1 protein-coding gene is annotated in these 14,161 nt (G+C 71.0%); it reads left to right on the forward strand.

Annotated elements, in window-relative coordinates; translation table 11 throughout:
* Nucleotides 1-305: 305 nt before the first annotated feature.
* Complete coding sequence (locus ACFQ9K_RS14960; protein ID WP_378716539.1) at nucleotides 306-14,111, forward strand: amino acid adenylation domain-containing protein; 13,806 nt, start codon at nucleotides 306-308, stop codon at nucleotides 14,109-14,111.
* The last annotated feature ends 50 nt before the right edge of the window (nucleotides 14,112-14,161 follow it).

Here is a 14,161-nt window from a genome sequence, read left to right on the forward strand (position 1 = left end):
TTCCTGGCGTTTCGCCGTCTCAATGCGCCCATATCGCCCAGTTCGCGACGGTGTAGCTACCAAAATCATGACCCGCCAACGGCGTTGGATGTGAAACAAATCCAACTCGTCGGCAATCCGCCCGTTCTGACGCTCCGAATCTAAAGGCGTAGATCACGTCCGTGGTCGGCGCCTGCGCGCCGACTGTGTGGCGATGCACGTGGAGTTGCTTCAACAGCGGCAGAACGGAGTGATTGATGAGTTCATTGGCCACGGATCGCGTCGACCAATGTTCATCCGGCGAATTTTCGGCACAACCGTTCGTTTTGTCGCCAGCGCAGACCGCGCTCTGGTACGCGCAGCGGATCCGCCCGGATGTGCCCTTGACCATCGCCCAGTACGTGGAGATCCACGGCGACCTGGACGTCGGGCGCCTGCTCTACGCCATCGAGCGGTTCGGCGCGGAGACCCAGGTCGGGCAGGTGCGCCTGCGCGAGATCGACGGAATCCCGCATCAGCTGGTCGATTCCACCCGCAGGCCCGGCTGGGCACGGGTCGATCTGCGCCACGAGGCCGACCCGCACGCCGCGGCGCTGCGCTGGATGCACGAGCACGCGAGCACGCCGATCGACCTCGAACACGATCCGCTCAGCACGAATGTGGTGCTGCGGACCGGTGATTCGGACTACATCTGGTACGCGCGTGCCCATCACATCGTGATCGACGGCTACGGCGCGATGAACGCGCTCACCCGTACCGCGGAGATCTACACCGCGCTGGAGAACCACACCGAGCCGGTCGCCTCCCGCGCGACGCCGCTGGCCGAGATCTACGCCGACGAGGTGCGCTATCGCGACACCAGCCGGTTCCGCGCGGATCGCGACTACTGGCTCGAACAGCTGGCCGGGGCAGGCGAGCCGATGAGCCTCAGCGGCGTGACCGTCACCGCGGCCAGCCACGACGTCGGCCGGCGCACCGCCACCGCCGTGCTCGACGACCGCGCCCAGTCCGCGGTGGACACCGCGACCGCCGAGTTCGGCACCGCCAACTCCGCGCTGTTCGTCGCGGCGCTGGGCGCGTATGTGCGCTCGGTGACCGGGAATCCGGATGTGGTGCTCAGCCTGCCGGTCTCCGCGCGCACCACGGTCTCGCTGCGCCGCTCCGCGGGCGTGATCTCCAACGTGGTGCCGATCCGGCTGCGGTTCGGCGCCGAGACCACCGTCGCCGACGTGGTCAAGGCCGCCGAACTGCAGATCACCGGCGCGCTGCGGCATCAGCGCTACCGCCACGACGACATCCGCCGCGACTGCGGCTACTCCCGCGACGCCCGCGGTTTCTTCGGTCCGATGGTCAACATCATGCTGTTCCACAACGAGCTGAAGTTCGGCAACCTGGTCGGCTCGCTCAACGTGCTGGCCACCGGGCCCGTCGAGGACCTGTCGGTCAACCTGTACAACGGCGTCGGCAACCGCATCCACGTCGACTTCGAGGCCAACCCGCGGCTCTACCGCGAGACCGAGGTGCGCACCCACCACGAGCGCTACCTCGATTTCCTCACCCGCTTCCTGACCGCCGCGCCGGACACCCGCGCGGAGACGCTCACCGCCATCACCGCGGCCGAACGCACCCGGGTCCTGCACGACTGGAACGCGACCGAGACCCCGCCGCACACCGGCACCCTCGCGAGCCTGTTCGCCGAGCGCGTCGCGAGCTGCCCGGACGCCGTCGCTCTCGAATTCGGCGACGACGCACTGGCCCTCCCGTCGCCCGACCACCACCCCGCGATGAGTCCCTGCGGGACGCTGACATATGCCGAACTGGACGACCGTGCCAACCGCCTCGCCCGCCTGCTCATCGCCCGTGGCGCGGGTCCGGAACGGGTGGTCGCGCTGTGCCTGCGCCGCAGCCTCGACCTCGTGGTCGGCATGTACGCGATCGTCAAGACGGGCGCGGCCTACCTGCCGCTGGATCCCGAGCATCCGGCCGACCGGATCGAACAGATCGTGCGGCAGGCGGCACCGGTCTGCGTGCTGACCGCCGACCGCGACGAGCTCACCCTGCCGGTGAACCGGCTCGCCGTCGACACCGCCGACCTGTCCGGCTACTCCGGTTCCCCGATCACCGACGCCGACCGGACCTGCGCGCTGCGCGCCGATCACCTCGCCTACGTGATCTTCACCTCCGGCTCGACCGGCAAGCCCAAGGGCGTCGGCGTCACGCACGCCGCGATCGTCAACCGGTTGCGCTGGATGCAGCACGAGTACCCGCTCGACCACACCGACGCGGTCCTGCAGAAGACCCCGGCCACCTTCGACGTGTCGGTCTGGGAGTTCTTCTGGCCCTTGCAGATCGGCGCGCGCCTGGTCATCGCCGAGCACGACGGCCACCGCGACCCCGGCTATCTGGCCCGGCTGATCACCGAAAAGCGGATCACCACGGCGCATTTCGTGCCGTCCATGCTGTCGGTCTTCGTCACCGATACCGACGTGCGCGGCTGCACCGCACTGCGTCAGGTCTTTTGCAGTGGCGAAGCGCTGCCCGCCGCGACGGTCCGCGACTTCCATGCCGCTCTGCGTTCGCCCGCCCCGCAGGCCTCGCCGGCCGCCCCCCTCCGGCACGGTCCCGCACTGCACAACCTGTACGGCCCGACCGAGGCCGCGGTCGACGTCACCTACTGGCCGTGCCCGGCCGATCCGGCGAGCGTGCCGATCGGCTCGCCGGTCTGGAATACCCAGACCTACGTGCTGGATTCGCGCCTGCGCCCGGTGCCGCCCGGCGTGGTGGGGGAGCTGTACCTGGCCGGTGTCCAGCTGGCCCGCGGCTACCTGGGCCAGCCGCGGCTGACCGCGGATCGCTTCGTGGCCAACCCGTTCGCGCCCGGCGCCCGGATGTACCGCACCGGCGATCTCGCTCGCTGGCAGCTCGCGACCGGTCGCCCCGGAGTGCTGGAATACATGGGCCGCAGCGACTTCCAGGTCAAGATCCGCGGCCTGCGCATCGAACTCGGCGAGATCGAGGCGGCGCTGCTGGCCGACGACCGGGTCGCCAGGGCGGTCTGCGTGGCCCACACCGGACGCAACGGCGACGAACTGGTCGGCTATGTCGTCGCGGTGCCCGATGCCGAGGAGTACCGCCCGGCGGTGCCGTCCACCGGCGGGCCGCATCCGGTGTCGCGGATCGACACGGCCGCGCTGCTCACCGCGCTGCGCCGCACCCTGCCCGCCTACATGGTGCCGTCCGCGCTGATGGAGCTCGACGAACTGCCGCTCAGCGCCAACGGCAAGATCGACCGCAAGGCGCTGCCCGCGCCCGTGTTGGGCGCTCGCTCGGCCAACAGATCGACGGCCGAGCCGCGCACCGAGGTGGAGCGCGTGCTCGCCCGCATCTTCACCGAGGTGCTCGGGACCGACGACGTCGGCGTCGAGGACAGCTTCTTCGACCTCGGCGGCAACTCGCTCATCGCCGCCCGCGCGGTGGCCAGGATCAACGCCGCACTGGGCACCGGACTGACCATCCGCGACCTGTTCGAGTCGTCCACCATCGCCGCGCTCACCCAGTGCTTCGCCACCCACACCGCCGACGTCGCCTCGCCGAAACTCGTTGCCGCCGAACGCCCGGAGCGGATTCCGCTGTCGCTCGCCCAGCAGCGGCTGTGGATCCTCAACCGGTTCGCCGAACATGCCGCGGCCTACAACATGCCGCTGGCCGTGCGGATCGAGGGCGCCCTCGATGTCGAGGCGCTGCGCGCCGGCCTGGTCGACGTGATCGAACGGCACGAGAGCCTGCGCACCACCTTCCCGGAAACCGCGGACGGGCCGTGCCAGCTGATCCATCCGGCCGCCGAGATCCCGCTGACCCTCGACCCGATCGACGCCACCGGCGCCGACGTGGCCGCGCTGGCCACCGAATTCGCCGGGTACGGCTTCGATCTGCGCATCCAGGCCCCGGTGCGGGTGGCGCTCTACACCACCGGACCGGACAGCTGGGTGTTCCTGCTCGTGCTGCACCACATCTGCGGCGACGGCTGGTCGATCGCACCGCTGGCCCGGGATCTGATGACCGCCGTGTCGGCGCGGGCCGAGGGCACCGCGCCGCAGTGGACCCCGCTGCCGGTGCAGTACGCCGACTTCGCGCTGTGGCAGCGCGAACTGCTCGGCGCCGAGTCCGATCCGGCCAGCGCGCTGAGCGGACAACTGACACACTGGCATTCGGCGCTGGCCGGCCTGCCGGATCAGCTGGACCTGCCGCTGGACCGCCCGCGCCCGCTGCGCCGCACCACCACCGGCGGCCGGGTCGAGTTCACCATCGCCCCGGAAATCCGCCGCGCGGCAAGCGAACTCGCCGCCACCCGGGGCGTGAGCATGTTCATGGTGCTGCACGCCGCGCTGGCCACGCTGCTGTCCCGGCTGTGCGCGAGCACCGACATTGCCATCGGCACGCCGATCGCGGGCCGCTCCGATCCGGCGCTGGACGAGCTGGTCGGCATGTTCGTCAACACGCTGGTGCTGCGCACCGAGGTCGACCCCGCCGCGGGCTTCGACCGGATGCTCGACGTGGCCCGCGAGACCGACCTCAACGCCTTCGCCAACGCCGACGTGCCGTTCGAGCGGCTGGTCGAGGTGGTGAACCCGGAACGCTCCGCCGCCCGGCATCCGCTGTTCCAGGTGATGCTGTCCTACGACCGCGCGCCCGACCTGCGGGTCGAGCTGTCCGGCGTGCGGGCCGAGGTGCTGCCGATCGTCTCCGACATCGCCAAGTTCGATCTGCAACTGGTGGTGCACGACGACACCTCCGACGGCCCGCTGACCGCCGAATTCGGCTATGCCACCGATATTTTCGACCGGTCGACGGTCGAGTCGTTCGCCCGCCGCTTCGTCGCCGTGCTGAACGCGGTGGTCGCCGCGCCGAGCATGCCGATCGGTGACCTGACCATCCTGGACCGGCGCGAGCTGGCCAACCTGGTACCGATGGCCGGTTCGCCGGCCGAGCCGTTCACCACCCTGGCCCGGCTGCTCACCGATACCGCCGAACGGCTGCCGGACGCGGTCGCGGTGCGCTACCTGGGCATCGACACCACCTACCGCGAGCTCGACGAGACCTCGAACAAGCTGGCCCGCGCGCTGATCGAGCACGGCGCGGGTCCCGAGGTGGTCGTCGCCATCGCGCTGCCGCGCGGCCTGGACGCCATCACCGCGGTCTGGGCGGTCGCGAAAACCGGTGCGGCGTATGTGCCGATCGATCCGGGCTACCCGGGCGAGCGGATCGCGCACATGATCACCGACTCCGGCGCCCTGCTCGGCCTGACCGACGCGGAATGCCTCGCGGCCATGCCGGAGTGGCCCGCCCCGCGCGGGCGCCACCGCAAGCACCAGGTCGACTGGCTGGTGCTCGGTTCCGACGAGCTGGCCGCCGAATCCGTCGCCTACTCGACCGATCCGATCACCGATGCCGACCGGCATCATCCGCTGTGCACGGTGCACCCGGCCTACCTGATCTACACCTCGGGCTCGACCGGCACCCCGAAGGCGGTGATCGTCACCCACGCCGGGCTCGCGTCCCTGGCCCACGAGCAGATGCATCTGTTCGGCGTCTCGGATTCGGCACGGACGCTGCACTTCTCGTCGCCGAGCTTCGACGCGTCGGTGCTGGAACTGCTGCTCGGCTTCGCCGCGGGCGCGACCATCGTCGTGGCGCCGGCCGGCCTGTACGGCGGCGCCGAACTCGCCGCGTTCCTGCGCGACGAACGGGTCACCCACGCGTTCGTCACCCCCGCCGCGCTGGCCACCGTGCCGACCGAGGGGCTCGACGAGCTCGAGGCGGTCATCGTCGGCGGCGAGGCGTGCTCGGAAGAACTGGTCGAGACCTGGTCGGTCCAGCACCGCATGCACAACATGTACGGCCCGTCCGAGGCGACCGTCGCGGCCACCGCCACCGGCCCCATGGTGCCGGGCCGCCCGGTGCCGCTCGGCAGGCCGATCCGCGGCATGCGGCTGTTCGTGCTGGACGCCCGGCTGCATCCGGTGCCGCCCGGCACGCCGGGCGAGCTGTACCTGTCCGGCCCCGGCCTGGCCCGCGGCTATCACGGGCGGTACGCCCTTACCGCGCAACGGTTCCCGGCCAACCCGCACGGCCGGCGCGGCGAGCGCATGTACCGCACCGGCGATCTGGTGGTCGTCGAGTCCAGCGGACAGCTGCGCTTCCTCGGCCGGGCCGACGACCAGATCAAGATCCGCGGGTTCCGCATCGAGCTGCGCGAGATCGACCATGTGCTGCGCGAGCATCCCGGCGTGAGTTTCGCGCTCACCATCGTGCACACCGACGAGCAGGGCCAGCCGCGACTGGCCTCGTACGTCACCGCCGACCGGCCGGTGGAGGCCGCGGCGATCGTCGAGACCGCGCGGCAGCGGCTGCCCGGATACATGGTGCCCGCCTCGGTCATCGTGCTGGACGAGCTGCCGGTCACCCCGGCGGGCAAGTTGGACCGAAAGGCGTTCCCGGAACCCGTTTTCGCCGCCCTCGGTTCGTCGCGGGCGCCGAGCGGCGAGCTGGAGTCGCGCGTCGCGGGCGTGTTCGGCGACATCCTCGGCCGCCCGATCACCGGCGCGGAGGACAGCTTCTTCGACGTCGGCGGTAACTCGCTGCTTGCCACCCGGCTCGCCGCGGCGCTGCACGCGGAGTTCGGGGTGGACCTGCCGGTGCGGGTGATCTTCGAGGCGCCGACCATCGCCGGCGTCGCCGAGCGGCTCACGGAAGCGCCCCGGACGCAGCGGTTGGCGCTGGCTGTGCAGACCACGCGTCCGGGACGCATTCCATTGTCGCTGCCGCAGCAGCGACTGTGGTTCCTCAATCGATATTCTCCCGAATCGAGCGCATATAACATCGCTTTCGTTATCCGAATCGCGGGTGATCTGGATGTGGCGGCCCTGCGGGCGGCGCTCACCGATGTGGTCGAGCGGCACGAGGTGCTGCGGACGGTCTTCCCGGAGGACAACAACGGGGCCAAGCAGTCGGTGCTGCCGACCGCGCGCGCACTGCCCTCGATCGATCCGATCGACGTCGACGACGCGGGCGCGGCGGCCGCGCTGCGCACCCTCGCGCACACCGGCTTCGATCTCGTCCGCGCCACCCCGCTGCGAACGACGTTGCTGCGCACCGGATCCGAGCGCTATCTGCTCGGCATCGTGGTGCACCACATCGCCGCCGACGGCTGGTCGCTCGGACCGCTGACCCGGGACCTGGCCGCCGCCTACGTGGCCAGGCACGAGGGCGCCGCACCCGCGTGGACGCCACTTCCGGTGCAGTACGCCGACTTCGGGCTGTGGCAGCGCGCCTGCCTCGGCGACGAGAACGATCCGGACAGCCTCGCGGGCAATCAGCTGGCCTACTGGCGCACCGTGCTGGCCGACCTGCCCGACGAACTGCCGCTGCCCTACGACCGGCCGCGCCCCGCGGAGCCGACGCAGCGGGCGGGCGCGGTGAAATTCACCGTGCCCGAACCGGTCCAGCGCGCGCTCGCCGACCTGGGTAAGGAACAGGGCGTCAGCATGTTCATGGTGCTGCGCTCGGCGCTTGCCGTGCTGTTGCGCTCGGTGACCGGCGGTCGCGACATCGTGATCGGCACGCCGGTCGCGGGCCGCACCGACACCAAGCTCGACGAGCTGGTCGGCATGTTCGTCAACACGCTGGTGCTGCGTTCGGATGTCGATCCGGACCGCACCTTCGCGGCCCTGCTGCGCGCCGATCGCGACACCGAGCTGGCCGCGATGGCGCACGCGGACATACCGTTCGAGCGCATCGTCGAGGAATTGGGCAGGGAGTCCCGCGGGTTCGGTCGTCATCCGCTGTTCCAGGTGGCCTTGAGCGTGCAGGACGGCCCGGTCCCGGTGCTGGAACTGCCGGGCCTGGCGTTGCGCGCCGAAGAACTCGACATCGCGCTGGCGAAGTTCGATCTGGAACTGCGGGTCGCGCACATCGGGTGCGACGCGGGCCCGGGCGAGCCCGGACAGGCCTTCGAATTCGTCTACGCCGCCGAGCTTTTCGACGAGTCGACGATTCACACCCTGGCCGACCGGTTCCTGCGGGTGCTCGCCGCGGTCACCGCCGATCCGCGAGTCCTGGTGCGCGACATCGACGCCCGCACCGAGCGGGAGCGGCGCCTGTTCGCCCCGGCGACCGGCGGCGCGACCACGCCGCAGTGCACGTTGTCCGCGTACTTCACCGCCACCGCGCACATGCATCCGCAGCGCACCGCCGTGCAGTCGGGCACCACCACGCTCACCTACGCCGAGGTGGACCGCCGCTCGAATCGGCTGGCGCGGGCCCTGCTCGCGCGGGACATCGGGATCGGCGACCGGGTCGCGCTGGGCCTCACCCGCTCCGTCGAGTCCGTCGTCACGCTGCTCGCGGTGGTCAAGTCCGGCGCCGCGTTCGTGCCGGTCGATCCGAACTACCCGGCCGACCGGGTGCGGCACATGCTCGGCGACGCGGGCTGCTGGGTCGGCGTCACCGTCACCGAACACGCCGACCGGCTGCGCGCGGCCGCTCTCGACGGCCCCTCGACCGAGTGGCTACTGCTCGACGAACCCGGTTTCGTCACCGAGCTCGCGACCTACGACGACGCACTGGTCGACGACCTCGACCGGCTGTGCACCATCGAGGCGGCCGATCTCGCGTACCTGATCTACACCTCCGGCTCCACCGGAAAACCCAAGGGCGTCGCGGTCACCCACGCCGGACTGTCCAACTTCGCCGACGAGCTGCGCGACCGCATGCGGGTCGATCGCGAGTCGCGCACGCTGCACTTCTCCTCGCCGAGCTTCGACGCGGCCATGCTGGACCTGCTGCTCGCGGTGGGTTCCGGCGCGGCCATGGTGATCTGCCCGCCGGAGGTCTACGGCGGCGACGAGCTGGCCGCGCTGCTGGAGCGGGAGCGGATCACCCACACCTTTCTGACCCCGGCCGCGTTGTCCACCATCGACCACGAACGCTGGCCGCTGCCGCACCTGCGCGCGCTGATGGTCGGTGGCGAGGCGTGCGCGCCCGACCTGGTGGCCCGCTGGGCGCCGGGACGGGCGATGTTCAACGGGTACGGTCCGACCGAGACGACCGTCGTGGCCACCATCGCTACGCTGACCGCGGACCGGCCGGTCACCATCGGCACCCTGGTCCGCGGCGCGCGGGCGCTGGTGCTGGACGAGCGGCTGCGCCCGGTGCCGGTCGGCGTGCCCGGCGATCTGTACCTCGGCGGACACGGCGTGGCCCGCGGCTACTTCGACCGATTCGGGCTCACCGCATCCCGTTTCGTCGCCGATCCGTACGGTCCGGCGGGCGCCCGGCTGTACCGCACCGGTGACGTGGTGCGCTGGAACGCGGCCGGCGAGCTCTGCTACCTCGGTCGCAGCGACCATCAGGTGAAGGTGCGCGGCTTCCGCATCGAGCTCGGCGAGATCACCGCCGCGCTCGGCGAGCATCCCGGAGTGCGGTTCGCGCACACCGAGGTTCGCCAGATCGCGGGCGCGGACCGGATCGTGTCGTTCGTGCAGGCCGCCGACGAGCACGCGGGTGTGGATGTGGAGGCGGTGCGCGCCCATCTGGGCGCGCAGTTGCCGTCGCACATGGTGCCGACGAGTATCACCGTGCTGGACCGGATTCCGCTCACCCCGGTGGGCAAGCTGGATACCGCCGCGCTGCCCGAGCCGCAGCTCGCCGCCGACGTCGCCGCGCGGGCGCCGGAGACCGAGTCCGAGCTGCTGGTGGCCAGGGTGATGGCGGATCTGGTCGGCGTCGACGCGGTGAACGCCGACGACAGCTTCTTCGATATCGGCGGAAACTCGCTGCTGGCAACGCAACTCGTCGCCCGGCTGGCCGCGGCGACGAACATCCGGCTCGAGGTGCGCACCGTGTTCGCCGCGCCGAAGGTGTCCGCGCTGGCCGCGCTGCTCGACTCCGGGCCGGCCGGCTCGGACGTGCGTCCGGCGCTGGTGCGCCGCCACCGGCCCGAGCGGATTCCGTTGTCGGCGGCCCAGCGCAGGCTGTGGTTCCTCAACCGGTTCAACGGATCCGGCGAGGCGGCCGAGCAGACCGCGGGCGCCTACAACGTGCCGGTCGTGCTGCGGATGAACGGCAAACTCGACGTCGACGCCCTGGTCATGGCGCTGCACGCGGTGCAGGCCAGGCACGAGACCCTGCGCACCGTGTTCCCCGAGACCAACGGCGAACCGGCCCAGCAGGTGCTCGATCTGGCCGCCGCCGCGATCACGCTGTTCGTCGCGACGGTCACCCCGGCCGAGGTGGACGACGCGGTACGGCGGTTCGCCGCACCGGGATTCGATCTGGCCGGCATGGTGCCGATCCGGGCCGCGCTGATCTCGGTCTCGCCCGACGGTGACACCGGCGTGCAGAACCCGGCCGAGGTGTCCGACGAGCACGTACTGGTCCTGGTGGTGCACCACATCGCGATGGACGGCTGGTCGCTCGAGCCGATGGCGCTGGACGTGGCCACCGCCTATCGGGCGGCCTGTGCCGGACACCCGCCGGAGTGGTCCGAGCTCACCGTCCAGTACGCGGATTACACACTGTGGCAACAGGAAACGCTCGGCGCCGAGAACGACGCCGACTCGGTGCTGAGCCGCCAGCTCGCCTACTGGCGACGCACCCTGGACGGCAGCCCCGAGCTGCTCACCGTGCCCGCCGACCGGCGGCGTCCGCCGATGCCGTCCTACCGCGGCGGACTGGTCGAATGCGCGATCGACGCGGACACCCACCGGGCCCTGCATACGGTCGCGACCAGCAACAACGTCAGCATGTTCATGGTGCTGCACGCCGCGCTCGCGGTGCTGCTGCACCGGATGACCGCGACCGACGACATCACGGTCGGCACGCCCGTCGCCGGGCGCGGCCACCCCGCGCTGGACCGGCTGATCGGCATGTTCGTCAACACGCTGGTGCTGCGCAGCCGGATCGATCCGGACGCCAGGTTCACCGACCTGCTGCACACCGTCCGCGACACCGATCTGGACGCGTTCGCGCACGCCGACGTGCCGTTCGAGCGGCTGGTCGAGGTGCTGAATCCGGCTCGCTCGCAAGCGCATCACCCGCTGTTCCAGGTGATGCTGTCGGTGCAGAACCAGCCGGTGCGCGGGCTGGAGCTGCCCGATCTGCGGATCGAGGCGGCCGACGTGGACACCGGCATCGCCAAGTTCGATCTGCAATTCACCCTCACCGAATCGCAGACGCCGGAACGTCATCCGGCGGGCATCGCCCTGTCGGTGAACTACGCGAGCGATCTGTTCGACGAGCGGACCGCGCTGCTGCTCGGCAAGCGGCTGGTGCGGTTGCTGACCGCGGTCGCCGCGAATCCGACCACCGCCGTGGGGGATCTGGAGCTGCTCGATCCCGCCGAATGGTCCGGGCTGGCCCCGGTGCGCGGCGCCGAGCCGGATCGTCCGATCACCCTGCCCGAGGTGTTCGAGGCGGCGGTGAACGTCAACCGCAAGGCGATCGCGTTGCGCGCGCAGGACACTCAGGTCAGTTACGACGCGCTGGACCGGTGGACGAACCGGCTGGCGCGGGTGCTGATCGGGCGCGGCGTCGGCCCGGAAACGCTGGTGGCGCTCGGCATTCCGCGTTCGGTCGAATCGGTGGCGACGGTGCTCGCGGTGGCCAAGGCCGGCGCCGCGTTCGTGCCGGTCGACCCGCTGTACCCGGCGCACCGGATCACCCACATGCTGTCGGATTCCGGTGCGGCACTGGGTATCACGCTCGGCGAATATCGCGCCGCGCTGCCCGGCGGGGTGGAGTGGATCGTGCTGGACGACGCGAACTTCCGCGGGCTGGTGCTCGACTCGTCCGACGCGCCGATCACCGCCGCGGAGCGCAACGCCCCGCTGCGGATGGACAACCCGGCGTACGTGATCTACACCTCCGGCTCGACCGGCACGCCGAAGGGCGTGGTGGTCACCCACGGTGGCCTGTCCAACTTCGCCGCGGAGACCGCGCAGCGCTTCGACGTCCGGCCCGGTTGCCGCGTATTGCATTTCGCGACGCCGAGTTTCGACGCGGCGATGCTCGACCTGCTGCTCGCGCTCGGTGGCGCGGCGACCCTGGTGATCACGCCGCCCGGCGTGGTCGGCGGGGACGACCTGGGCCGGGTGTTCATCGACGAGGCGATCACGCACGCGTTCATCACCACCTCCGCGCTCGGCACGGTCGATCCGGCCGGCGTCACCGAGCTGCGGCACGTGCTGGTCGGCGGCGAGGCGCTGCCGCCGGACCTGGTCACCCGCTGGGCGCCTAACCGCAACCTGTACAACGTGTACGGGCCCACCGAGACGACCATCGTCACGGTGATCGGGCCGCCGCTGACCCCGGGCGGACCGATCACCATCGGCGGGCCGATCCGCGGGGTCAGCGCGACCATCCTCGACACCCGCCTGCACCCGGCGCCGGTCGGCGTCACCGGCGAGCTGCAACTGTCCGGTGCCGCGCTGGCCCGTGGCTATCTCAATCGGCCGGGCCTCACGGCGCAGCGGTTCGTCGCGAATCCGTACGGCAAGCCGGGGGAGCGGATGTATCGCACCGGCGACCTCGTGCGCTGGTGGTCCGGGACGGGTTCGCTGTCCGCGGGCCGTGACACCGGCTCGGGACGCGAGATCGAATACGTCGGCCGCACCGACCACCAGGTCAAGATCCGGGGCTTCCGTATCGAACTCGGCGAGATCGACGCGGCGCTGTCCCGGCACGGCGCGGTCGAGTTCGCCACCACCATCGGGCATCGCACCTCCGCGGGAACCACCGCGCTGGTGTCGTATGTGAAGGCGCGCGACGGAGTCACCGCGGCCGAGCTGACCGAGCACGTGTCCGAGTTGGTGCCGAATTACATGGTGCCGCAATCGATCATGCTGCTCGACCGGGTGCCGCTCAGCCCGGTCGGCAAGCTGGACCGCACGGCGCTGCCGGAACCGGTGTTCGCCGCCGCCGAGGGCTATCGTGCGCCATCGACGCCGACCGAGTCGGCGTTGTGCGCGGCCTTCGCCGCGGTGCTCGGCCTGGAATCGGTGGGCGCCGACGACGGGTTCTTCGAACTCGGCGGCAACTCGCTGCTGGCCACGAAAGTGGTGGCGCAGGTACGGGCCAACGGCCTCGACCTGCCGGTGCAGCTGATGTTCGGCGAGGCGACCCCGGCCGCCATCGCCGCCCGGCTCGACGGTGCCGGCGCGGGCATCGCGGCGGCGCTGGGACCGGTGCTGCCGATCCGCCCCAACGGCGCCGCGGCCCCGCTGTTCTGCATCCACCCCGCGATCGGGCTGGCCTGGTGCTACTCGGGGCTGCTCGCGCACCTCGCGCCGGACCGCCCGGTGTACGGGTTGCAGGCCCCGCACGTCGCCGGGGAGGACGGGTTCGCCTCGATCGCCGAGGCGGCCGGACAGTATGTGGCCCATATCAAGTCGATCCAGCCGGTCGGGCCGTACCACCTGCTCGGCTGGTCGCTCGGCGGGCTGATCGCGCACGAGGTCGCGGTGCGTTTGCAGGACGCCGGCGACGAGGTCGCGCTGTTGTCGATGATGGACAGCTACCGGCTCTCCGACGCCTGGCTCGAGCACGCGATCCCGAGCGTGGCCGAGATCATCGAGGAGTTCGGCAGCGACCAGCTCGACGCCCCGATCGACCCGGCGATGAACCTGCGCGACGCGGCCGAGCTGCTGCGCGCGCGGCCGGGGCCGTTCGCGGCGCTCACCGTCGAGCACCTCGAACGGCTCTACGCCGGCTACACCAACGGCACGCTGCTCGCGCACGGTTTCCGGCCCCGGGTGTTCGACGGTGACGTGGTGTTCTTCACCGCCGCCGCGGACGAGATCAACCGGGCCGATCCGGAGCGCAGGGCGGTCGCGTGGCAGCCGTTCGTGACCGGCGCGATTCACGATCACGAACTGCCGTGCCGGCATTCGGCGATGACCGCACCCGAATCACTGGCGGCGATCGGTTCGGTCTTACGCCGCGCGCTGGACGGCGACCCCGGACTGCCGCTGGCCAACGGATCGCACCCGGCCAACGGCGACCCGAAACGCACCAAGAACGGTTCGCGATCCGACAAGCCTGCCATCGGGATCAGAAAGAAGGAGAAGCAAAGGTGACGCAGGGGTCCGCCGACAGACCGGCCGCGATGGCGGCGCTCGGGGAGGTA

This window comes from Nocardia sp. NPDC056564 (genome assembly GCF_042793755.1).
Taxonomy (GTDB): Bacteria; Actinomycetota; Actinomycetes; order Mycobacteriales; family Mycobacteriaceae; genus Nocardia.